20 protein-coding genes are annotated in these 21118 nt (G+C 73.7%); 11 read left to right on the top strand and 9 right to left on the bottom strand.

The features are described from left to right. Window positions 1-52: 52 nt before the first annotated feature. A complete protein-coding gene (locus CHF15_RS10720) occupies window positions 53-595 on the top strand; it encodes an MOSC domain-containing protein (RefSeq protein ID WP_179279726.1) in 543 nt (180 codons plus the stop codon). Between the two features lie 2 nt (window positions 596-597). Here CHF15_RS10720 and CHF15_RS10715 read toward each other — a convergent pair whose 3' ends face one another. Further along, on the bottom strand, window positions 598-1971 hold the full coding sequence (locus CHF15_RS10715; RefSeq protein ID WP_089223438.1) for a tannase/feruloyl esterase family alpha/beta hydrolase: 1374 nt from the start codon (window positions 1969-1971) through the stop codon (window positions 598-600). 351 nt (window positions 1972-2322) lie between these two features. Between CHF15_RS10715 and CHF15_RS10710 the strand changes: the two genes are divergently transcribed. Both CHF15_RS10710 and CHF15_RS10705 read left to right on the top strand, forming a co-directional pair. Then, window positions 2323-3342 carry an isopenicillin N synthase family dioxygenase gene (locus CHF15_RS10710; protein ID WP_089223437.1) on the top strand — a complete coding sequence of 340 codons (1020 nt, stop codon included), beginning with the start codon at window positions 2323-2325 and terminating at the stop codon, window positions 3340-3342. Window positions 3343-3380: 38 nt separating this feature from the next. Continuing rightward, window positions 3381-4457 (top strand): PP2C family protein-serine/threonine phosphatase, encoded by a 1077-nt coding sequence (locus tag CHF15_RS10705; RefSeq protein WP_089223436.1) that lies wholly within the window; start codon window positions 3381-3383, stop codon window positions 4455-4457. A gap of 15 nt (window positions 4458-4472) precedes the next feature. On the opposite strand, the gene CHF15_RS10700 is transcribed toward CHF15_RS10705, so the two are convergent. The 3 genes from CHF15_RS10700 to CHF15_RS10690 all read right to left on the bottom strand — a co-directional run bounded on the left by CHF15_RS10700 (window position 4473) and on the right by CHF15_RS10690 (window position 9421). Then, on the bottom strand, window positions 4473-5357 hold the full coding sequence (locus tag CHF15_RS10700) for a peptidoglycan recognition protein family protein (protein ID WP_089223435.1): 885 nt from the start codon (window positions 5355-5357) through the stop codon (window positions 4473-4475). Window positions 5358-5515: 158 nt separating this feature from the next. Beyond that, complete coding sequence (locus tag CHF15_RS10695) at window positions 5516-8785, bottom strand: carbohydrate binding domain-containing protein (RefSeq protein WP_107418543.1); 3270 nt, start codon at window positions 8783-8785, stop codon at window positions 5516-5518. A gap of 171 nt (window positions 8786-8956) precedes the next feature. Continuing rightward, window positions 8957-9421 (bottom strand): SAM-dependent methyltransferase, encoded by a 465-nt coding sequence (locus tag CHF15_RS10690; protein ID WP_089223434.1) that lies wholly within the window; start codon window positions 9419-9421, stop codon window positions 8957-8959. A 94-nt stretch (window positions 9422-9515) separates the two neighbouring features. On the opposite strand from CHF15_RS10690, the gene CHF15_RS10685 reads away from it, so the two are divergent. Beyond that, window positions 9516-10274, top strand: a complete 759-nt coding sequence (locus CHF15_RS10685; RefSeq protein ID WP_089223581.1) for a class I SAM-dependent methyltransferase — start codon at window positions 9516-9518, stop codon at window positions 10272-10274. A gap of 24 nt (window positions 10275-10298) precedes the next feature. On the opposite strand, the gene CHF15_RS10680 is transcribed toward CHF15_RS10685, so the two are convergent. Then, complete coding sequence (locus CHF15_RS10680; RefSeq protein ID WP_089223433.1) at window positions 10299-11087, bottom strand: class I SAM-dependent methyltransferase; 789 nt, start codon at window positions 11085-11087, stop codon at window positions 10299-10301. Between the two features lie 22 nt (window positions 11088-11109). Next, a complete protein-coding gene (locus CHF15_RS10675; protein ID WP_089223432.1) occupies window positions 11110-12348 on the bottom strand; it encodes a DUF4032 domain-containing protein in 1239 nt (412 codons plus the stop codon). A 65-nt stretch (window positions 12349-12413) separates the two neighbouring features. On the opposite strand from CHF15_RS10675, the gene CHF15_RS10670 reads away from it, so the two are divergent. Then, window positions 12414-13793, top strand: coding sequence for an FAD-dependent oxidoreductase (locus CHF15_RS10670; RefSeq protein ID WP_089223580.1), 1380 nt, complete (start codon window positions 12414-12416; stop codon window positions 13791-13793). An 18-nt stretch (window positions 13794-13811) separates the two neighbouring features. Here the strand turns inward: CHF15_RS10670 and CHF15_RS10665 are convergent, their stop codons facing one another. Further along, the gene (locus CHF15_RS10665; RefSeq protein WP_089223431.1) at window positions 13812-14795 is read right to left on the bottom strand and encodes a prolipoprotein diacylglyceryl transferase; all 984 of its coding nucleotides are present in this window, start codon (window positions 14793-14795) and stop codon (window positions 13812-13814) included. Between the two features lie 160 nt (window positions 14796-14955). On the opposite strand from CHF15_RS10665, the gene CHF15_RS10660 reads away from it, so the two are divergent. Beyond that, window positions 14956-15327, top strand: a complete 372-nt coding sequence (locus tag CHF15_RS10660) for a hypothetical protein (protein ID WP_089223430.1) — start codon at window positions 14956-14958, stop codon at window positions 15325-15327. Window positions 15328-15341: 14 nt separating this feature from the next. Further along, entirely contained in the window at window positions 15342-15656 is a 315-nt protein-coding gene (locus CHF15_RS10655; RefSeq protein WP_375815237.1) for a hypothetical protein, read from the top strand. Window positions 15657-15725: 69 nt separating this feature from the next. On the opposite strand, the gene CHF15_RS10650 is transcribed toward CHF15_RS10655, so the two are convergent. Both CHF15_RS10650 and CHF15_RS10645 read right to left on the bottom strand, forming a co-directional pair. Then, entirely contained in the window at window positions 15726-16046 is a 321-nt protein-coding gene (locus tag CHF15_RS10650; RefSeq protein ID WP_089223428.1) for a hypothetical protein, read from the bottom strand. Between the two features lie 136 nt (window positions 16047-16182). Next, window positions 16183-16839, bottom strand: a complete 657-nt coding sequence (locus tag CHF15_RS10645; protein WP_245938760.1) for a class I SAM-dependent methyltransferase — start codon at window positions 16837-16839, stop codon at window positions 16183-16185. Between the two features lie 6 nt (window positions 16840-16845). On the opposite strand from CHF15_RS10645, the gene CHF15_RS10640 reads away from it, so the two are divergent. From CHF15_RS10640 to CHF15_RS10625, 4 genes are all read left to right on the top strand, one after another. After that, complete coding sequence (locus tag CHF15_RS10640; RefSeq protein ID WP_018562301.1) at window positions 16846-17181, top strand: YnfA family protein; 336 nt, start codon at window positions 16846-16848, stop codon at window positions 17179-17181. Between the two features lie 135 nt (window positions 17182-17316). Continuing rightward, window positions 17317-18087, top strand: coding sequence for an MHYT domain-containing protein (locus tag CHF15_RS10635; protein ID WP_089223427.1), 771 nt, complete (start codon window positions 17317-17319; stop codon window positions 18085-18087). A gap of 125 nt (window positions 18088-18212) precedes the next feature. Further along, window positions 18213-20699, top strand: coding sequence for a sensor histidine kinase (locus CHF15_RS10630; protein ID WP_089223426.1), 2487 nt, complete (start codon window positions 18213-18215; stop codon window positions 20697-20699). Beyond that, window positions 20696-21118, top strand: coding sequence for a roadblock/LC7 domain-containing protein (locus tag CHF15_RS10625; protein WP_089223425.1), 423 nt, complete (start codon window positions 20696-20698; stop codon window positions 21116-21118). Before CHF15_RS10630 ends, CHF15_RS10625 begins: the two co-directional genes overlap by 4 nt.

Here is a 21118-nt window from a genome sequence, read left to right as displayed (position 1 = left end):
CAAGGAATCCCTTCGTTAGAATGACCGGGCGTTCGACCGACCGAGGGGGAGCATGACCGCGACCGTGACCGCCGTCAGCCGCGACGAGGGACACCACTTCAGCAAGCCCGTCCGCGACAGGATCCGCCTGCTGGCGGGGCTCGGCGTGGAGGGCGACGCCCACCTCGGGGTGACGGTGCAGCACCGGTCGCGGGTGGCCCAGGACCCGACGCAGCCCAACCTGCGCCAGGTCCACCTGATCCACGGCGAACTCCACGACGAGTTGCTCACGGCCGGCTTCGAGGTCGCCCCGGGCGAGCTCGGCGAGAACGTCACCACGCGCGGCATCGACCTGCTGGGCCTGCCCGTCGGGACACGGCTGCGGCTCGGTGATCAGGCCGTCGTCGAGGTGACCGGGCTGCGCAACCCCTGCCTGCAGATCGACGGCTTCCGGCAGGGCCTGCTCAAGCAGGTCGTCGGCCGGGACGAGCAGGGCGCGGTCGTCCGCAAGGGCGGGATCATGGGCGTGGTGCTGCACGGCGGGGAGGTGCGGCCCGGGGACCCGATCGCCGTCGAGTTCCCCGAGGGGCCGCACCGTCCGCTCGAGCGGGTCTGAGCTCAGTTCAGCGCGCAGGAGTCGACCACGTCGCCGCCGGCCGGCCGGGGTACCGTGCGGTCGGCGGGCGGCGTACGGCCCCGCTCCACCCATGAGGTCAGTGCGTCGAACGCGGCCCGGTAGCAGGGCAGGATCGGGCGCAGCCGGTCCGGGTAGGTGTCGTAGAGGCCGTCGACGTGGTTGCCGCCCTCGATCGTGTAGTAGCGGTGCAGCCCGCCCCGGCCCGCGGAGTCGATCATGCGGGCGTAGACGTCCGAGTCGGTCGCGATCGGCAGCAGCGTGTCCAGGGTGCCGTGCAGGGTGATCATCGGCTTGCCGATGCGTCCGGTGAGCGACACCCGGCCGACGGCCCGGTGCACGGCGGCCGGGCGCGCCGCGTAGTCGTAGTCGGCGTCCGACGCGCAGGGCGCCAGGATCTCCGGCACGGTCGTACCCGCGCTCGCGCCCGGACAGGCGGGGTCGTACGAGGGGTCGAACAACGCGCGGTACACCTTCTGCGTCAGGCCCCAGTAGGCCTGCTGGTGGTAGGCCCACAGGAACTCCGAGCCCGGCGCGAAGCCCGCCGCCAGCAGGTCCGCGTCGCCGGCCCGGCCCTGGGCGCGGGCCACGGTGACCGGCAGCGAGGTCAGCAGGTTGGGGCCGTCCGCCGTCCATAGCGTGCCCTCCCAGTCCACGCCGCCGTCGTAGAGCGCCGGGTGGTGCTCCAGCTGCCAGCGGGTGAGGTAGCCCCCGTTGGAGATGCCGGTCATGTACGTACGGTGCGGCGCGCGGCCGTAGCGCGAGGCCACCGCCGCCTTCGCGGCCACCGTGAGCTGGGTCGTGCGCCGGTTCCACTCGGCCATCGCGTCGCCGGGGCGGCGGCCGTCGGTGTAGAAGTCCGGCCCGCTGTTGCCCTTGTCGGTGGAGGCGAAGGCGTAGCCCCGGGCGATCGCCCAGTCGGAGATCAGGACGTCGAGCGAGTACTGCTTGCGGGTGCCGGGCGCGCCCGTGACGATCAGGCCGCCGTTCCAGCGGTCCGGCAGCCGCAGCACGAACTGGGCGTCGTGCCGCCAGCCGTGCGTGGTGTTGAAGCCCGAGGTGTCGGGGAAGTAGCCGTCGACCTGCACTCCCGGCACACCGGACGGGCGGGTGGTGCCGGCCGCCGCCAGACCCGCCTGGTCGGCGGTGTCGGTGTACGCGGTGCCCGCCAGCGCGGTGGTCGTCATGTCGGGCAGGCAGGCCTTCTGCTGGTGCTCGGCACCGGGCACGGTGACCCGGTCCAGCCGGGCGCAGTGCCCTGCCGTACCCGAGGCCGCCTCCGCACCGGCGGGGACCGCGGCCGCGCCGAGCGCGAGCACTGCGGCGGCGAGCAGGGGGACGCCTCTCCAGGGGCGCATGGGGAGCCTCCATTTGCACGTCGGGGATGGCTGCCGCCACATCGTGGCCCGTCCGTCCCCGGAGCGACCATGGCGTCGCCCCACGCCCGTGGCGGCCGGCTCATGGGGCCGCGTGACATGCGTCACCGACGAGGATGACGCTGCGCAGTACTCTTGGCCCATGCTCTTGCTCGTGCGCCGCCGTCATGTGGACTTCGTCCGCGTCACGAGCATGTCCTGTCGCCGCAGCGGCTGATCCCACCCCGCCCCCTCCTCCCACTCGGCCCCGCGACGCCGCCCCACCAGGGCCCCCGCCGCGCGGCGTCCGGTCATCACCGGCGTGCCGGGTCCTCACCCTGCGGACAACACACCATGACGCTCCAGCTCCCCGTGATCGACCTCTCCGCGGCGGACCGCGGCCCCGAGGCCCGTGCCCGGCTCCACCGCGAACTGCACTCCGCCGCCCACGAGGTCGGCTTCTTCCAGCTCACCGGCCACGGCGTGACCGCCGACGAGACCGCCGCCCTGATGCGGGCGATCCGCGCGTTCTTCGCCCTGCCCGAGGCCGACCGGCTCGCCATCGGCAACCTCAACTCCCCTCACTTCCGGGGCTACACCCGCACCGGCGAGGAGCGCACCGGCGGCAGCCGGGACTGGCGCGACCAGCTCGACATCGGCGCCGAGCGCCCACAGCACGTCCCGGCCGCGGGCGAGCCCGCGTACTGGTGGCTGGAGGGCCCCAACCAGTGGCCGGGAGCCCTGCCCGAGCTCCGCGAGCTCTCCCTGGCCTGGATCGACCGGCTCAGCCGCGTCGCCCACCGGCTGCTGCACGAACTGCTCGCCGCCATCGGCGCCCCCGAGGACTTCTACGACGCGGCCTTCGCCGACGAGCCGCACCTGCACCTCAAGCTCGTCCGCTACCCGGGCACCGCACCCACCGGCGACGGCCAGGGGGTCGGCGCGCACAAGGACTACGGCTTCCTCACGCTGCTGCTCCAGGACGAGGTCGGCGGCCTGCAGGTGGAGCGCTCCGACGGCCGCTTCCACGACGTGCCGCCGCTGCCCGGCGCCTTCGTCGTCAACCTGGGCGAGCTGCTGGAGGTCGCCACGGACGGCTACCTCAAGGCCACCAACCACCGCGTGGTCAGCCCGGCCGGCGCCCGCGAGCGCTACTCCGTGCCCTTCTTCTACAACCCGCGCCTCGACGCACGCGTCGACCCGCTCCCGTTCGAGTACGCCCACCGCGCGCCCGGCGCCACCCGGGACCCGGCCAACCCGCTCTTCGCCGAGTACGGCCGCAACGAGCTCAAGGGATGGCTGCGCGCCCACCCCGAGGTCGCCCGCAGGCACCACCCGGAGCTCGTCGGGGCCGCGGCCGCGCCCACCGGCTGAGACGCGCGGCCCGCGCCGCCCGCGGTTACGGTGCCTGCATGGGCACGGCTCCGGCCGGGGACGGCACACTGCGGATCGGCGCACCGCCGCGCTGGCTGCGCCTGCTCCCGGTCGTCCTCCTCGCCGCGCTGATCCTGGCCCAGGGCGTCACGCCCGGCGATGTCGAGCTCGGCGCCTACTACGCGGCGGTGGCCCCGCTGGCCGCGCTCACCTACGGCGTGGCGGGCACCGCGGTCACGGCCGTCGCCGTCGTGGTCGTCATGGAACTCCCCGTCGTGGGTTCGGGGACGCTGGTGGGCGCCGAACTCGGCGCCGTCGTCCTCATCGGCGCTCTGAGCGTGGTCATCGCCGCGCTGCAGCAGCGCTTCCGGGGGCGCCTGGTGCTGGCCCGGAAGGTGGCCGAGGCGGCGCAGCTCGCCGTCCTCGCCCCGGTGCCCGGCACCGTGGGGCGGGTGCGCTGCGCCGCCCTGTACCGGGCCGCGCAGCGCGGCACCCTGGTGGGCGGCGACCTGTACGACGTGCGGCCCGGGCCCCACGGCGTACGGGCGCTGGTCGCCGACGTCCAGGGGCACGGCCTCGCCGCGGTCGGCACGGTCGCGGCGCTGCTCGGCGCCTTCCGCGAGGGGGTGCTCGACGAGCGGGAGCTGCGCGGCGTGGCGGGGCGCCTCGAACGGCGGCTCTCCCTGGACGCCGCCGGGAACGACGAGTTGTTCGCCACCGCGTTGCTACTGGAGTTCCCCGACGACGGGTCACGGGTGCGGCTGGTCTGCCAGGGGCACCCGCCCGCGCTGCTGCTGCGCGACCGCGAGGTGCGGGAGCTGGAGTGCGATCCCGGTCCGCCGCTCGGCGCCGGCCTGCCCGGACAGGAGCCGGCCCTGCCGTCGGTGGTGGCGCTGCTCCCGGGGGACGTGATCCTCGCGTACACCGACGGTGTCACCGAGGCGCGCGACGCCTCTGGCACCTTCTACCCGCTCGCCGAACGCCTCGCCGCCCGGCTGGCGGAGGGCGCCGACCCCTCCCCGGAGGCGGTCGTCGACGCGGTCTGGGAGGACCTGCGCCGGTACGCGGGCGCGGTGGGCGACGACGTCGCGCTGCTGGCGCTCGCCCCCCGCTGACACGGGAGGGGCCGGTCAGCCCTTGCTCTTCGCGGTGTGCAGCGGGGGGCGGCCCTGCAGCCGGGCGGCCTCGGTGCGGATCTCCGGGAGCTTGGCGTACAGCTCCTTGCCGGGACAGTCGGTCATATAGGCGTCGCGGTGACCCGCGATGACGTGGAATTCCGCCCGCTGGCCCTTCTTGAAACGGCTCTTGCTGCTGCTGGAGACCAGGCCGACCTCGCCCCGGGGATCGATGTCGGACAGCCCGAGCTTCCAGGCGGCGATCCGGGCGATCGACTCGGCCATCGCCTGCGGGACGCTGCCCTTCGCGTCGTAGGTGCCGATCGCGGCGATGCCCATGGTGTCCTTGTTGAAACCGATCGAGTGCGCCCCGGTGACGGGGCGGTCGGAGCCGCCGGCGCGCCCCTCGTAGATCGTGCCGCACTTGTCGACGAAGAAGTTGTAGGCGACGTCGTCCCAGTGCCGGCTCTGGATGTGGCCGGAGTAGATGTCCTGGATGATCTGCGGCACGTCCTTGCACCGGTAGTCGTTGCCGCTGTCGGTGTGGTGCAGGAAGACGGCCTTGACCGTGGTGCTGTAGTGCGGGGGCTCGGTGCGCAGCGACTCGTCGGCCCCCCAGCTCTTGCGCGGGACGATGGCGGGTTCGTGGGCCGGGTAGAGCGGTACGCGCTGCAGCCTGGCCCGGGCGGCCAGGTCGGGGAAGGGCATGAGCTGCGGGCTCGGCGCGGGGCGGGCGTGGACGGCGGGCGGGTCGGTGTGGATGATCGCGCTGTGCACCCCGAGGGCGGCCACGGCGACGACGCCGGCCGTCGCTGCGGCCGTGGCCCAGACGCGCGTGGTGCGGCTCGGACGTCCGGCCGCGCGGCGGCGCGCGTGTTTGGCCGCACGGTGTGAACCCATGAAATGAACATCAGCTCATATGACCGGAACGCGGGGAGAGGACACGCCGGGCGGACGTCGGACCTCACCCGGATGCCCCGCTGCCCCGGGTGTCCCGGGGCGTCCCCGTGCCCCGGATCCGCCGCCGCGGGGAGGACCGCGGCGGCGGATCCGGTGCGTCACCTCAGGTAGGGCCCGTCCGAGCCGACCTTGCCCGGCGCGGCGTTGCCGCCGCCCAGGTCGAGGACGTACACGCGCAGGTTGCCCTTGCCGGGCGCGTCGACCGACAGGCTTCCGCCGGTCACGGTCCTCACCGCGCCGGTGACCGCGTCCTTGTACGTGCCGTTGGGGATCCCGCTGAACGTGGCGCCGCCGCTCACCGTGACCAGCGCGAAGCTGTCCACGCCGGTGACGGCGTCGGTGTAGCGGCGTTTGAAGGCCATCTCGCCGGCGACCCCGGCGGTGGAGTACTGGCCCGTCTGCAGCGCCGGAACCGCCCGCCGGATCTGGTTGAGCCGCTGCACGTGCTTGACCAGCGGCTGCGCGAGGGTCGTGGCCACCTGTCCGGACGCGGAGCTCACGCTGCCGAAGCCGGAGGCGGTGACCTCGCCCTCCAGGTGCGTCCCGTAGTAGGCGCGCCCCGTGGACGCCAGCGGGCAGCTCGGGCCGCAGTCGATCTGCTTGCCCTTCTGGAACTCGATCTCCGATCCGTAGTAGAGCGTCGGGATGCCGCGGAAGGTCCACATCAGCGACATGTTCTCGGCCCACGCGTCGGTGCCCTCGGCGTAGCGGAAGGACGACTTGTTGGGTCCGTAGTCGTGGCTGTCGACGTAGACGACGTTGTAGGTCGCGTCATTGGTGCTGTCGTCGGAGTCCTTGCCGTTGTTGAAGGCGTTCGACGCGGAGCCGAAGTTCATGTGCATCCGCATGTCGATGATGTTCATCCCGGAGAACCGGCTCCGGTCCGGGGTGTGGTAGCTGTTGCCGTTCAGGAAGGCGTTGTCGGAGACCGGCTGGTTGCCGGTGCCCAGCTGCTCCTCGTAGGTGTACTGCTCCAGCGCGGCGGTGGCGTCGTCGTCGCTGTAGGTCCTGCGCTCCTTCCAGGTGTAGAACTGCGCCGAGTGGTTGACCGAGCCGCGGTTCCACTTGTCGTTGACGAAGGCCGCGACCTCCCCGAAGACGAAGAAGTCCTTCGCCTTCTGCGCGCCGAACCGCGTCGTGACGGCGTCGTATATGGCGGGCAGGAAGCGGCGGTTCCAGGTGACGCGCGGGATGTGCACGGCGGTGTCGATCCGGAAGCCGTCCACACCCATTCCGATGTATTTGTCGTAGGCGCCGATGAGGTAGTTCTGCACCTGCGCGTTCTCGGTGTTGAAGTCGGCCAGGTCCTCGTGCAGCCAGCAGCTGCGGGAGTCCTCGCCCTCCCAGTTGCCGATCCAGCACCGGTGGTAGTACTTCGAGGGGAACATGCCCGAGGTCGGGCTCGGCCACTGGCAGTTGTAGAGGGTGTAGCCCTCGGGGCTCCTGCCGCCGGTGGGGACGCCCCAGTTGACGCAGGTGTTGCCGGACGGCTCGGCGGTCGACCACAGGTCGCCGTTGTAGTACGACTTGCCGGAGACCGGCTCGACCGTCAGGCCGTCGTACTCGAAGCCGTCCTGCCTCCCGTCGTAGTACCAGCTCCACTGGGAGTCCCGCACGCCGTACACGGTGGGCGTGAACAGGCCCTTGGCGCCCCAGCGCGAGCTGTGGTTGTAGACGACGTCCTGGTAGACCTTGATGCCCTTGGCGTGCGCGGCGTTGATCAGGTCCTGGTAGGAGGCGCCGGCCGACTCCAGGCGGGGGTCGACCCGGTAGAAGTCCCAGCCGTGGTAGCCGTGGTAGTCGTAGTCCGAGCGGTTGAGGACGACGGGCGTGATCCAGATCGCGGAGAAGCCGAGGCCCTTGACGTAGTCGAGCTTGTCGACCAGCCCCTTGAAGTCGCCGCGGAACATGGGGTCGCCGCCCGCGGCGTTGCCGGACTTCACGTGCTGGCTGCCGCCGCGGTTGTTCGAGGCGTCGCCGTCGTGGAAGCGGGCGGTGAGGACGAAGTAGATCGGGTCCTTGCGCGGGTCGCCGCCCAGCGGTTCGCCGGGGGTGGTGCGCGGGGCCTCGCCGGTGGTGACCGTGGCGGGGGCGGAGGCGGCCGACACATTGCCGGCCGCGTCGAGCGCCCTGACCGTGTAGGTGTAGGCCGTGCGTTCCTCCAGGCCGGTCTGGCTCGTCACGGTCGAGCCGACGTGCGCGATCGACGTGCCCTTGGTGCCGCCGGTGCGGGTGACCTCGTAGCCGGTGACGGCGGTGTCGTCGGTGGCGGCGGTCCAGCCGACCACGACCGACGTGCCGGTCGCCTTCGCGGTCAGCCCGGTGGGGGCGGTGGGTGCCGTCGTGTCCGGCTCGGACTCGGCGCACGGGTCGTCGGCGTCCCGGGTCACGACCCTGTTCCTGACCGTGCTGACGCCCTCGGTGAGCTGGTAGTTGCCGCCGTTGTTGTTGTCCCAGGTGCCGTTGCCGTTGTTGAACGCGGCCTGCCAGGAGGTCGCGGTGCCCAGGTCGACGGTCCTGCGCACCCAGCCGGCGCAGGCGGCCTCCATGGCGACGCCGGGGACGGCCGTCCAGGCGCCGCCGGCCGGTGCCCAGTGCAGGTTGTACGCGGCCCAGCCCACGGTGTCCGTGGCGTAGTAGACGGTGGCGCCGTGACCGGCCGGCTCCCCGGTGCCGTCGCACGGTTCGCTGTGGGCGACGGCGCCGTCCTTCACCGTGATCGTGCCGGTGCCGAGCCGGTAGTTGCCGCCGCCGTTGTTGTCCCAGGTGCCGCTGCCGTTGGTGAAGGTGGCCTGCCAGGACGTCGCGGTGCCCAGGTCGACGGTCAGTTTGACCCATCCCGTGCAGGCCGCGGTCATCCGCGTACCGGGCGGGGTGGTCCAGGAGCCGCCGGCGGGGGCCCAGTGGAGATGGTAGGACGGCCAGTCGCGGTTGGCGGTCGCGTAGTAGACGGTGGCGCTGGTCGGTGCGGCGCCGGCACACGGGTCGACCGTGGTCACCGCGCCGGAGGAGACGGCGCTGGTGCCGGTGCCGAGCCGGTAGTCGCCGCCGCCGTTGTTGTCCCAGGCGCCGCTGCCGTTGGTGAAGGCGGCGGAGAGCCCGCCGGCGCCGCCCAGGTCGACGGTCCTGGAGTACCAGCCGGCGCAGGCCGCCTCCATGGTGACGCCCGGCACGGTGGTCCAGGCACCCCCGGTGGGCGCGTAGTGCAGGTTGACGGTGGTCCAGGCGGAGGCGGGACGGTAGTAGACCGTCGCCGACGTGGCGGCGAAGGACAGGCCCGTCGGCAGCAGGCCGAGCAGCAGGCCGCCGACGAGCAACAGCACGGTGCGCAGCGCTCGATGGCGTCCGGAGCGCGCGGGTGGGGTCATACGGGGGCTCCTCGGGCAGGGGCCGCCGGGGGCGGCGGCCGGTGCGGGTGAGGCAGGCCCTCCCGCGCGCCACGAAAGGAACAGCCGTTGGTTTCCTGCAAGTTACTGCAAGAATCTTCATGAGATTACTGAGACATGACAGGGCGGTAAAGGGGTCCCGCACGCGGACGCTCAGTAGTAGTCGCGCATCAACTCGGTGGCCCACGCGGGCTGGAACGCCGTGTCCAGCGGTCCGAACTCGGCCATCCACGGCTTGAGGTCGAGTACCGGCGTCCCGTCCACGGCGTCGAGCCCCGCGACGTGGACATTCAGCCCGTCGACGCGCAAGATCTTGCAACGCGACACACCCAGGCGATTGGGCCGGTTCTTGCCGCGCTGGGCGAAGATGCCGATCAGCGGCCACCCGGTGTTCCCGCGCGGATGGCGCGCGCCGGTCTCCACCCGCTCCTCGGGGACCCGGTCGAAGTGGAAGACGACCTCCAGGTGGGAGAAGGTGTCCAGGCCGTACAGCGCCTCGGGCCCGAACCGCTCCCCGTCCAGCCGGATCACCGCCTCGACGCCGCCCCAGGCGTCGTCCTCGACCGGTACGCGGCCACCGGTCACCCATCCCACGGGCCGTACCTCGATCGCCGTCATGCGCGTTCCTCCGCTGCCGTCTGTGTGTCTCTCGCTGACCACTATGTGAGATATGGGTATCACTTGACGGACAGCCGTGACTAGCGTGGCGGCCATGACGCGGGAATGGGACGCCACCACGTACGACAGCCTGCCGCTGCCCCACGCGCAGTGGGGCCGCAGGACCCTGGACCGCCTCGCCCCGCGCGGTGACGAGCGGGTGCTCGACCTCGGCTGCGGCACCGGACGTGACTCGGAGGCGCTGCTCGGCCTGCTCCCGCACGGCCGGGTCGTCGCCGTCGACGGCTCGCTGCGCATGCTGGAGCGGCTCCGCGAGCGCCTCGCCGGGCGTCTGGACCGCGTCGAGGTCGTGCACGCCGACATCACCGGTCCGCTCCCTGTGACGGGCACGGTGGACGCCGTCACCAGCGTCGCCACCTTCCACTGGCTCCCCGACCACGCCGCGCTCTTCCGCGGCGTCGCACGCGTCCTGCGCCCCGGCGGACGCCTCGTCGCCGAATGCGGCGGGCGCGGCAACATCGCCGGCGTCTCCACCGCCGTCGACGAGGTCCTCGGCCCGCAGCCCGCCGTCTGGAACTTCGCGGGCGTCCAGGAGACCGAACGGCGCCTGCGGGAGGCCGGGTTCACCGACGTCGAGGTCGCCCTCGCGCCCGACCCCGCCCGCCTCGAACCGGGCTCGCAACTGCTCTCCTACCTGGCCGTCGTCGTCCTCGGCGGGCAGTTGGAACGCCTCCCCGCCGAGGAGCACGAGGCCTTCGTCCGCGCCGTGGCCGGGCGCCTGCCGGAGCCCGTCGTGGACTACGTACGCCTCACGATCTCCGCGACGCGCGGCCCCGGGGGCACTCGGACCTGACCCGTGTCGTCCCGGCCCTGCCGGTCACAGACGCCGGGTGATCCGCAGTTCCGTCAGGTACCGCTTGACGACGCGGCCGCCGTATCGGCCGTCGGCCAGCGCCCGGATGCAGGCCAGCAGCCCTTCCCGCCGCGCGGCCGGAAGGGCGCGGTGGTTGGAGTAGCTGAGCAGCAGGTTGAGGTACTCGGCCGTGGTGTACGGCAGTTCGCGCTCGTAGCGGTGGAAGACGGCCGGCCCGAAGCGCCCGGAGCGGTCCGTCTCCTCGCTGTCGGCGGGGACGAGGGCCGCGGCGCGGAGCCGCAGGCCGGGCGGCGTCGCCGGGTCGAAGCGCTCGTAGCACTCCTGCACGTCCGCGAAGAAGGCCCGGGAGCCGCCGTCCACGTGGTGGGTGGCGACGACGGCCAGCACCCCGCCGGGACGCAGCGCGTCGGCGGCCTTGACGACCGCCACGGCGGGGTCGACCCAGTGGAACGCCGTGGCCGAGACGACGGCGTCGAACGGCTCGTCCGGGAGCGGCCAGTCCTCGAAGGCGGAGACGACCACCTCGGTCCCGGGGAACCCGGCCAGCCTGCGCCGGGCGACCGCCGCCATCGACGGCCCCAGCTCGACCGCCGTGACCCGGAAGCCGCGCTCCGCGAGCGGCACGGTGGCCTGCCCCGTCCCGCAGCCGATCTCCAGCACACGCGCGCCGGGACCGAGGCCCGCCACCGCGGCCAGGTCGTCGAAGAGCACGCCGGGATACCCCGGGCGGACCCGGTCGTACAGCTCGGCGTCCTCGTCGAAGACGCCCCTCAGCGAACTCCGGTCGGTCACCCGTCGAGACTACGGCCTGGTCCTAGTCCGGCGGCAGGGGAACGGCGGGCCCCTGCGGCGACGCCAGGAGCACGTTGTGGATGTAGTCCTCGACCGCCGCGTCCAGGCCCACGTCACCCTGCGCCCGCTCCGACATCAGCCAGCGGTGCTCCAGCAGCTCGTGGTAGATCTGCGCGGTGTCAAGCGAGCCGCGCAGCTCGCGCGGCACGGCGCGGACCGTCGGCCGGAAGATGTCGCGCACCCACCGGTGGGCCAGCACCTCGGGACGGGCGCCCAGCGGGTCGCCGGGGGCGTAGTCCTCCTGGGAGGCCATCCACGTCTCGAGGTCGTTGAGGAGGCTGCGGGCCTGGTTCTCCTCGGCGTCCAGGCCGGTGAGGCGGAGCAGTTGGCGCTGGTGGTGCCCGGCGTCCACGACCTTGGGCAGGAAGGTGACGTCGTCGCCGTCGGGCGACTTCTGGATCTGCATCTCCGCGACGTCGAAGCCGAGGTCGTTCAGCCGCCGGATGCGCCGGTCGATGTAGTGCCGCTTGGCCACCGGGTACACCGACTCGCGGGTGAGCTCGTGCCACAGCTCCTCGTAGCGGTCCGCGATGGCCTGCCCGAAGGTGACCGGATCCACCGACGGGTGCAGCGAACCGCCCGCCTCCAGGTCCATCAGCTCGCCCGCGATGTTCACCCGGGCCACCTCGATGTCGTACTCCCGCTGGCCGCGCGAGAGGGCCGGCTGGATCTGCCCGGTCTCGGCGTCCACCAGGTACGCGGCGTAGGCGCCCGCGTCCCGCCGGAAGAGGGTGTTCGACAGCGAGCAGTCGCCCCAGGCGAAGCCCGCCAGGTGCAGCCGGACCAGCAGCACGGCGAGCGCGTCCAGGAGCCGGTTGACCGTGCCCGGGCGCATCGTCGTCTCGAACATCGAGCGGTACGGCTGCGAGCCGCCCAGGTGGCGGGTGATCAGCACCGGCTCCAGCGGCTCGCCGCGGTCGTCGGTGCGGCCGGTGACGACGGCGAGGGCGTCGACCGCGGGTATGCCCATGCGGTCCAGGTCGCGCAGCAGCCCGTACTCGCGGACGGCCGCCCACTCGCCGACCTCCTTGACCGCCACGACCTCGTCGCCGGCCAGGGCGAAGCGGACGACGTGCCGCGAGATGCCGCGGGGCAGGGACACCAGGTGCTCCTCGGGCCACTCCTCCAGCGGCACGTTCCACGGCAGGTCGAGGAGGGTCGCCGGATGGTCCGGGGAGGTCGCGGTGATCTGCAGGTCCATGGCGCCCAGTCTGCGGCAACGGGGTGATCGCGCGGGACACCGGGGCGGCGCATACGCTGCGGGACATGAGGGAACGGCTGGTGGTCATCGGTGGGGACGCCGCGGGGATGTCGGCGGCGTCGCAGGCGCGCAGGAGGAAGGGGCCCGACGAACTGGAGGTCGTCGCCTTCGAACGCGGGCGCCGCACCTCGTACTCGGCGTGCGGGATCCCGTACTGGATCGCCGGGGACGCCACCGGCCCCGACAAGCTGATCGCCCGCACGCCCGAGAAGCACCGTGCCCGCGACATCGACGTGCGGCTCGGCACCGAGGTCGTCGAGATCGACCGGGACCGCGGGCGGGTGCGCACCCGGGACGTCCTCGGGGCGGAGGAGTGGACGGGGTACGACCAGCTCGTCATCGCCACCGGCGCCGTGCCCAAGCGGCCCCCGATCCCCGGGATCGACTCGGACGGCGTGTACGGCGTGCAGATCCTCGACGACGGCGAGGACATCATCGAGGCCCTCGACAGGAGGCCCCTGAGGGACGCCGTCGTGGTCGGCGGCGGCTACATCGGCGTGGAGATGGCGGAGGCCCTGCTGCGGCACGGGCTGAGGGTCACCCTGGTGGAACGCTCCGAGCAGCCCATGGCGACCCTCGACCCGGACATGGGGCGGCTCGTGCGGGAGGCCATGGAGTGCCTCGGCATCACCGTCGTCACCGGAGCCCCGGTGCGCGAGGTGCTCACCGGGGCGGACGGCCGGGTCCGCGCCGTGGCCACCGACGTGGGGGAGTACCCGGCGGACGTCGTCGTGCTCGGTCTCGGTGTCTCGCCCAACACCGGACTCGCCCGCGACGCGGGGCTGCCGATCGGCGCGCACGGCGGGCTGCTCACCGACCGCGCGATGCGGGTGCGCGGCGAGGAGGCGATCTGGGCGGGCGGGGACTGCGTGGAGGTCCTCAACCTGGTCTCCGGCGGCATGCAGCACATCCCGCTGGGCACCCACGCCAACAAGCAGGGCCGGGTCATCGGCACCAACATCGGCGGCGGTTACGCCACCTTCCCGGGCGTGGTGGGCACGGCCGTCAGCAAGGTCTGCGACCTGGAGATCGCCCGCACGGGGCTGAAGGAGTCCCAGGCCCGGGCCGCCGGGCTGCAGTACGTCACCGCGGTCATCGAGTCCACCAGCAGGGCCGGCTACTACCCCGGCGCCGCCCCGATGACGGTCAAGGCCATCGCCGAGCGGCGGACCGGGCGGCTGCTCGGGCTGCAGATCGTCGGCCGCGAGGGTGCGGGCAAGCGCGTGGACATCGGCGCCGTGGCGCTCACCGCGGGTATGACCGTCGAGCAGATGACCGCGCTCGACCTCGGCTACGCCCCGCCGTTCTCGCCGGTGTGGGACCCGGTCCTGGTCGCCGCGCGCAAGGTCGACGACAAGGTCCGCGCGGACGGCAACGGCGCCTGAACCGCGCTCGGCGCGCGCTCAGGCCGGCCGTACGGCCAGTTTCTCCAGGGCCTCCAGCAGGCCGGGGAGCTCGGGACCGCGGCCGACCGGCAGCACCTCGCCGGGCTCCTCGTCGAGCAGCACAAAGGCGATGTCGTCGGTGCGGGCCACCAGGCTCCAGTCCTCGCCGTCCACGCGCAGGGTGCGGACGCCCTCGCCGGCGGCGGTCGAGCGTATGCGGCCGGGCGGCGGGGGCGTACGCAGATACTCCCGGGCGGCCTGCAGCGCGCGCCGCACCCCGGGGTGGATGCCGTTCGCCCCGGTCTCCTCCCCGGACGGCTCCTCGGGCTTCTTCTCGGCGGTCTTTTGGCCGGCGGGCTCCTGGTCGGCGGTCTTTTGGCCGGCGGTCTCCTGGTTGGCGGGCTCCGGGGCCGTGGACTTCGGGGCCGTGGACTCCTGATCCGCTCCGTCCGGCGCGCCGGTTTCCGGGAGCGCGTCCGCGCCGCCAGAGCCGTCGGCTTCGTCCGAGGCCTCCGACTCGCCCCCGGCCTCCAGCTGTTCCCGCCAGATCCGCCACCGGAGGGCTATCTCGTCGGCGCCCAGGCGCCGCTGCGCCGGCCCCCACGTCGTGGTGTCGGGCGGCGAGAGCGGCGGGCCGCCCTCCGTCTCCGGCGGATCGTGCGGATCGGGGACACCGGGCGCCGCCACCGCGACCGGCAGCGGCCAGCCGGGCAGCGCGGCGACGACGGAGCGCTCGTCGGGGGACAGGTCGTACTCCAGCCCGCAGTCCCACGCGGCGAGGGCACAGGCCACCAGCGCCGTGTCGCTGATCGCCACCGTCCACCGGGCGCCCGTCCCGTCCTGGCCGAAGACGAGGCCGTAGCCGTCGTCCACCGGATCCAGCCCGAGCTCCGCGCACGCCGCCGGATAGTCGTCGGCCAGGACGCCCGGGAACTGCGCGGGCGTCAGCATCGCCGCCGTGAGCACGAACAGCGCTTCGTCGTCCGTCGCGGACACGGGCATCCCCCCTCCAGTGATTTCCGAGTGGTGGGCGCACCCTAACCACCCGGTAACACCCGCGTCGAGACCGGGGCGCGCCCTGTGGAAAACCGTTCGGCGGCCGGATCCGCGGCCCCTACGCTGACGTCATGGTCAACTCCCGTGCCCACCACGGCGGCCGGCGATGAGGAAACGGCGCCGCCGCCTCCGTTTCGACGGGCGCGAGTTCCTGTGGACCGCCCGCATCGGGCACGCCGACCAGCCCGACGGCACCTGCCGCCGTGTCGTCTCCGTCCGCGTGACGGATGTGGCGGCTCCGGGCGGCCGCGCCCTCTTCGCCGATCTGGTGTCGGCCTCGGAGCCCGGTCCGTGGGGACACTGCGCCACCGACACCGCCCACCCGACGCCGCGCGACGTCCGCCTGCTCGTCGAGCACGCGCTCGCCGTCGGCTGGGAGCCCGGCGTCCCCGGCGCCCCCCTCGTGCTCACCGCCGACAGCGGCGACCCGGACCTGCCGGGGTTCCGGCTGCCCGCGGGCGGGAACGCCCCTGGGTGAGAGGGGTGATGCGGATGGCCACCTGGCTCCGGAGGTTCACCGCGGCGCGGCCGCCGGTAAGGTCCGTGAAGGCCCCGCCGCCCGGTGCGGAGCCCGCACGCCGGGCATCCCGGGAGCGCAACCTCTTCGAGGCGGCCGCCGCCCATGTCGCGGCCTCCGTGGAGGGGGACGAGCAGGCCCTCGAGGCCGCCTCGGCGCGGGTCACCCCGGAGGCGCTGATGTTCGGGATCAGTGAACTCGCCCGGCGTGCTGTCGTGGTGCTCGCCCAGGAACGCGGGGTCCCGCCGCGGGCGGTCGCCCGGTCGCTGCTCGGGCTCCCGGAAGGCTGAGGGGTCGGCCGACCTCACCGGGTCCGGGACCCGGAGCCCGGGCTCCGGGTCCCGGACCGGCGCGGGCCGTCAGTTACGGCCCTCCACGGCGGGCGTGACCGCGGTCTCCCGCGGGCCGTACCCGGGGAGGAACAGCCGCATGGAGCAGTGGTCCTCGGCCTCCACGCCGACCTCCGTGCCCCAGTACGCGCCCAGTCGGCGGGCCACGTCGACCAGCCGTCGCCGTTCCTCGGGCGAGTACGCGGGGAAGCGCACCCAGCCGCGGTCGGAGACGGCGCGGCCGAGGTCGTTGAAGAGAGTGGCCCGCGCGCGCTGCTCCTCCTCGTCCGTCAGCGGGGTCGGGTCCCCCTCGCGGGGCACCAGCCGGACGTTGTAGAGCTCTCGGGTCACGGGGCGGCCTCGCGCTTCTCCTCGGTCGGACGTCCGCAGGCTACCGCCCGCGCCGCCCAGGGCGGCGCCGGAGGCGGCCGGGGCGTCCGGCGCGAGGGTGCCGGGCGCCGTTCACGGCCTCACGTTCGAACACGGGCTACGCCTTTGCCGACGCCATTGCCAGGAACCGTTCGTCGGTGTCCGTGTAGGAGGTCATGGTCCATCCCGAGGACTCCAGCAAAGGCCCCAGGTTGGGCTCGGCACGCAGGTCGTCCGGTGTGAGTTCACGGCCCTGCCGGGCGGCCAGCGCCGCCCGGCCGATCGGGTGGAAGAGGGCCAGCCGGCCGCCGGGCCGGGTGACCCGGGCCAGCTCGCGCAGACAGGCCCGCGGGTCCGGCAGGTGCCCGATCAGTCCCGCGGCGAAGACGGCGTCCAGGGTGGCGTCGCGCAGCGGCAGCCAGGCGCAGTCGGCCAGCAGCAGGGCGCCGTGTTCCCGGCGTCCCGCGCCCGCCGCGGCGGCGAGCATCTCAGGCGTCAGGTCGGCGCCGACGACCGTGCCGGACACCCCCACGGCCGCGCGCAGGAAGGGCAGTGCCCGGCCGGTGCCGCAGCCCGCGTCGAGGACCGCCTGGCCCTCCCGCAGGCCCAGTTCGGCCACACCGGCCCGGTAGGCGGGGGCGTCGTCGGGGTAGCGGGTCTCCCAGTCGGCGGCGCGGGCGGCGAAGAACGCGCGGATCTGCGCGGGGTCGGTGTGCACGACGGTCCACCTCCGGTTCGGGGCACGCCCCGGGGCGCGCGGGACGCGGGGCATCATGGTCGCATGATCCCGTTCCGTTCCGTCTGCTTGTTCCTGCTCGCCGCGCTGCTGGAGATCGGCGGCGCATGGTTGGTCTGGCAGGGTCTGCGCGAGCACCGGGGATGGGCGTGGATCGGGGCCGGGGTCATCGCCCTGGGCCTGTACGGGTGCGTCGCCACCCTGCAGCCGGACGCCGAGTTCGGCCGCATCCTGGCCGCCTACGGCGGGGTGTTCATCGCGGGCTCGCTCGCGTGGGGGATGGTGGCGGACGGCTTCCGGCCCGACCGCTATGACGTGGCGGGCGCCCTGGTCTGCCTGGTGGGCGTCGGGATCATCATGTACGCGCCGCGCAGTGGCTGAAACCCGACTCCTTTGTGCAGGTTCGTGCTGCACGCGATCGCCGGGGAACGGTATCCGTAAAGCACGTTGTCAAATAAGGCAGGGTTCCGTCATGGCCCGAGCGTGCGAGCACCCTCGCACTAGCGTCCCGGGGCCATGGGACACATCGACCACGCCGCCTTCGGCTGGCTGACCCCGCTGCTCTCGTACGCCATGGCGTGCGTCGGCGCGGCGCTCGGACTGCGCTGTACCGTACGGGCCCTGGCAGCGACCGGCCGCTCCCGGCGCAACTGGCTGATCACCGCCGCGAGCGCGCTCGGCACCGGCATCTGGACGATGCACTTCGTCGCCATGCTCGGCTTCCGCGTCAGCGGCACCGAGATCCGCTACAGCGTCCCCCTGACCGTCCTCAGCCTCGCCGTCGCCATGGTGGTCGTCGGCCTCGGCGTCTTCGCCGTCGGCTACGGCGACGGCCGCTTCCGGGCCCTCGTGATCGGCGGCCTCACCACGGGTGTCGGCGTGGCCAGCATGCACTACCTGGGCATGGCCGCCGTACGGCTGCACGGCGCGGTGTCCTACGAACCGTGGCTCGTGGCCCTTTCCGTCGTCATCGCCTGGGCCGCCGCGACCGCCGCCCTCTGGGCCGCGCTCACCATCCACCGGCCCGTGGTCGTCGCCGGCGCCTCCCTGGTGATGGGCGCGGCGGTCAGCAGCATGCACTACACCGGGATGCTCGCCGTGCAGGTCCGGGTCCGGCCCTCGGCGGACGTGCTGTCAGGCTCCGGGGCTACCGCGTTCCTCTTCCCCCTGATCGTCGGGCTGGGTTCCTACCTCTTCCTCACCTCGGCCTTCGTCGCGCTCTCCCCGACGGCCAGGGAACGCCTCGCCTCCGCGACGGCCCAGCGAGTCGGCGAGGGGGCCCTGTGACGCCGCCACGGGGGCGCAGAGCGCATGCCGGACTCCCCGCGGACGAGGAGTCGTCCTCTCACGCGGCCGACGGCGGACGGGACGGCGGGACCGCACAGGGCGGGCTGAGCCTGCGCCCGAGGAGCGTGCGCGCGAAGATCGTTTCCCTTCTCATGGTGCCCGTCGTCTCCCTGATGGCGCTGTGGGCCTTCGCCGCCGTCACCACGGCCCAGGACCTCTCCGGGCGGCTGCGTGCCCAGCGCATTGCAGAAACGATCCGCGAGCCGGTCGCGGGCACCGTGACCGCCCTGCAGGCCGAACGCCGCGCCGCCACCCGCTACCTGGCGCGGCCCACCACCGAGGCCGCCGCCGAACTGAGCAGGCGCGCCACGGCCACCGATCGCGCGGCCGCCCTGCTGCAACTGGGCGGCGGCCACACCGTCGCCGACGGCACCGGCCTGCCGGGCACCGCGGCCGTGCGGGTGCGCACCTTCGTCGGCGACCTGGAGCGCCTGCGCAGGCTCCGTCCCGGCATCACCCGGGGAGCGGCGGACTGGCGGCAGACGTACCGCGCCTACACCGACGCCGTGACCGACGGCTTCGCGATCGGCGGCGCCCTTGCCACGTCCCGTGGCGAGCGCACCGCCCTGGAGATCGGCCGCGCTGCCGAACAGCTGTCCCGCGAGGACGCCCTGCTCGCCGCGGCCGCCCTCACCCGTGGGCTTCCCACGGACCGCTACCGCGACCTGAGCGGTGCCGTCACCGCCCGCCGCGTGCTGCTCGCGGGTTGCACGGCCGACCTCGGCGGTGCCGGCCGCACCGCCTGGGAGCGGCTGACCCGCTCCACCGCGTACGCGGACCTCGAGGCGATGGAGGACGCCGTCCTCGACGCCGGGCCGGGCAAGGACGCCGTGGACCGCGCGGGCCCCGCCTCCTGGGACCGGGCCGCCGGGCAGGTGCTGTCCGGTCTGGAGAAGGTCGCCACGGCCGCCGCACCCGCCGACCGGCCCATCGCACAGGGCCTGTTGAGCACCTCGGGCATCGCCGTGCTGCTCGGCCTCCTCGGTGTCGTCGCTTCCTTGTTCATCTCCGTACGCATCGGCCGCGGCCTCGTCGTCGAACTGATCGGCCTGCGCAACACCGCGCTCGAACTCGCCCGCCGCAAACTGCCGCGCGCCATGCGTCGGCTCCGCGCCGGGGAGGAGATCGACCTCGCGAAGGAGGCGCCCCTCGGCAGGCACGGCGCCGACGAGATCGGCCAGGTCGCGGAGGCACTGGCCACGGTGCAGCGTGCCGCGCTGCGCGCCGCTGCGGAGCGTGCCGAACTGGTCAACGGGGTCTCCGGCGTCTTCGTCAACCTCGCGCGCCGCAGCCAGGTCCTCGTGCACCGTCAACTGGCGCTGCTCGACAGCATGGAACGGCGCACCGAGGACCCGGGCGAGCTGGAGGACCTGTTCAGGCTCGACCACCTCACCACCCGGATGCGGCGGCACGCCGAGGGCCTGATCATCCTCTCCGGCGCCGCTCCCGGCCGCGCCTGGAGCAAACCCGTGCCCCTCACCAATGTGGTGCGCGCCGCCGTCGCGGAGGTCGAGGACTACGCCCGCGTCGAGGTCCGCCGGCTCCCCCTTGCGGCGGTCGTCGGCTCGGCGGTCGCCGACCTCACCCATCTGATCGCCGAACTCGTCGAGAACGCCACCCAGTTCTCCCCGCCCCACACCAAGGTGCGCGTCTACGGCGAACAGGTCGGCAACGGCTATGCCCTGGAGATCGAGGACCGCGGGCTCGGCATGGGCAAGGAGGCCATGGACGAGGCGAACCGGCGCATCGCCCGGACCCAGGCGTTCGACCTGTTCGACAGCGACCGGCTCGGCCTGTTCGTCGTCAGCCGGCTCGCCCGGCGGCACGACGTCAGGGTCTCCCTGCGCACTTCCCCGTACGGCGGCACCACCGCCGTCGTCCTGCTGCCCACCGCCCTGCTCGACATGAGGGCACCCGAGGCCCGCGCCCCACGGGGCGTGGGGACGGGGGGCGCGGCGTCCGGCCCGCACGGACCCCTCCAGGGGCCCGCGGAGGTCCCGCCCCCAGCGGCGGCCTCCCCGCGCGGCGACGGCGACGGGCTGCCGCGCCCTTCCGCGCCCCGGCCCGTCCGCCTGCCGGAGCCCACGGTGCCCGTGCCCGTGCCCGGGCCCGCCCCGGCCCGGGACGGGGCGTCCGCTCCCGCGGCCGTCGGTGCCCCCGCGGCCGTGCCCGCCGCCGACGGAGGACTCCCGCGCCGCGTACGCCGCGCGAGCCTCGCCCCGCAGCTCCTGGAGCCTCGCGCACCCGAACGCCTGCCTGGGACGCAGGGCGTGGAGCACGACGTCCCCGAACGGACGGCCGAGCAGGCGCGCTCGACGATGGCCGCATTCCGCCGCGGCTGGATCCGAGGCGGCGGTGCCGGAGTCCGCGACGCCGCCGACGGGGAACCGGCCGGCCCGCGCCCCCTGCGGCCCGCCCCGCAGCGTGTCGGCGTCCGGCCCGGCCCCGGAGGGCCGGACGACCAGGACGGTGCGGACACCACGCCGGAGGACGGCGAGCAGGACCACGCCCGCACCAAGGACCCGGCACCCCGCGAAGGAGAGCACAGATGATCGACGCATCGAACCGGTCCGGTGAACTGGACTGGCTGCTGGACGACATCACCGACCGGGTGGCCCACGTTCGCCACGCCGTGGTGCTGTCGGGTGACGGCCTGGCCGTGGGCTCCTCGCGCGGGCTGACCCGCGAGGACGCCGAGCACCTTGCGGCCGTCGCCTCGGGCTTCCACAGCCTCGCCAAGGGCGCCGGACGCCATTTCGCAGCCGGTCAGGTCCGGCAGACCATGGTCGAACTCGACCAGGGCTTCCTCTTCGTGGCCGCCGCGGGCGAGGGCTCCTGCCTCGCGGTGTTCACCGGGGCGGGCGCCGATGTGGGCCTGATCGCCTATGAGATGGCCCGCCTCGTCAAGCGCGTGGGCGAGCACCTGCACACCCCGCCGCGCCTCGGCGCAGCCGGCCCGGTCGCTGGCTGA

Source organism: Actinacidiphila glaucinigra, from assembly GCF_900188405.1.
Taxonomy (GTDB): Bacteria; Actinomycetota; Actinomycetes; order Streptomycetales; family Streptomycetaceae; genus Actinacidiphila; species Actinacidiphila glaucinigra.
This window is presented reverse-complemented; position numbering and strand designations above follow the sequence as displayed.

What these genes read in the sequence shown, in the direction of transcription:
- CHF15_RS10710 (WP_089223437.1), top strand. Translation starts at nt 2,323, where the DNA reads ATGACGCTCCAGCTCCCCGTGATCGACCTCTCCGCGGCGGACCGCGGC.
- CHF15_RS10675 (WP_089223432.1), bottom strand. Translation starts at nt 12,348, where the DNA reads ATGGACCTGCAGATCACCGCGACCTCCCCGGACCATCCGGCGACCCTC.
- CHF15_RS10700 (WP_089223435.1), bottom strand. Translation starts at nt 5,357, where the DNA reads ATGGGTTCACACCGTGCGGCCAAACACGCGCGCCGCCGCGCGGCCGGA.
- CHF15_RS10690 (WP_089223434.1), bottom strand. Translation starts at nt 9,421, where the DNA reads ATGACGGCGATCGAGGTACGGCCCGTGGGATGGGTGACCGGTGGCCGC.
- CHF15_RS10635 (WP_089223427.1), top strand. Translation starts at nt 17,317, where the DNA reads ATGGGACACATCGACCACGCCGCCTTCGGCTGGCTGACCCCGCTGCTC.
- CHF15_RS10715 (WP_089223438.1), bottom strand. Translation starts at nt 1,971, where the DNA reads ATGCGCCCCTGGAGAGGCGTCCCCCTGCTCGCCGCCGCAGTGCTCGCG.
- CHF15_RS10660 (WP_089223430.1), top strand. Translation starts at nt 14,956, where the DNA reads ATGAGGAAACGGCGCCGCCGCCTCCGTTTCGACGGGCGCGAGTTCCTG.
- CHF15_RS10670 (WP_089223580.1), top strand. Translation starts at nt 12,414, where the DNA reads ATGAGGGAACGGCTGGTGGTCATCGGTGGGGACGCCGCGGGGATGTCG.
- CHF15_RS10665 (WP_089223431.1), bottom strand. Translation starts at nt 14,795, where the DNA reads ATGCCCGTGTCCGCGACGGACGACGAAGCGCTGTTCGTGCTCACGGCG.
- CHF15_RS10720 (WP_179279726.1), top strand. Translation starts at nt 53, where the DNA reads ATGACCGCGACCGTGACCGCCGTCAGCCGCGACGAGGGACACCACTTC.
- CHF15_RS10640 (WP_018562301.1), top strand. Translation starts at nt 16,846, where the DNA reads ATGATCCCGTTCCGTTCCGTCTGCTTGTTCCTGCTCGCCGCGCTGCTG.
- CHF15_RS10655 (WP_375815237.1), top strand. Translation starts at nt 15,342, where the DNA reads ATGGCCACCTGGCTCCGGAGGTTCACCGCGGCGCGGCCGCCGGTAAGG.
- CHF15_RS10645 (WP_245938760.1), bottom strand. Translation starts at nt 16,839, where the DNA reads ATGATGCCCCGCGTCCCGCGCGCCCCGGGGCGTGCCCCGAACCGGAGG.
- CHF15_RS10695 (WP_107418543.1), bottom strand. Translation starts at nt 8,785, where the DNA reads ATGACCCCACCCGCGCGCTCCGGACGCCATCGAGCGCTGCGCACCGTG.
- CHF15_RS10625 (WP_089223425.1), top strand. Translation starts at nt 20,696, where the DNA reads ATGATCGACGCATCGAACCGGTCCGGTGAACTGGACTGGCTGCTGGAC.
- CHF15_RS10685 (WP_089223581.1), top strand. Translation starts at nt 9,516, where the DNA reads ATGACGCGGGAATGGGACGCCACCACGTACGACAGCCTGCCGCTGCCC.
- CHF15_RS10705 (WP_089223436.1), top strand. Translation starts at nt 3,381, where the DNA reads ATGGGCACGGCTCCGGCCGGGGACGGCACACTGCGGATCGGCGCACCG.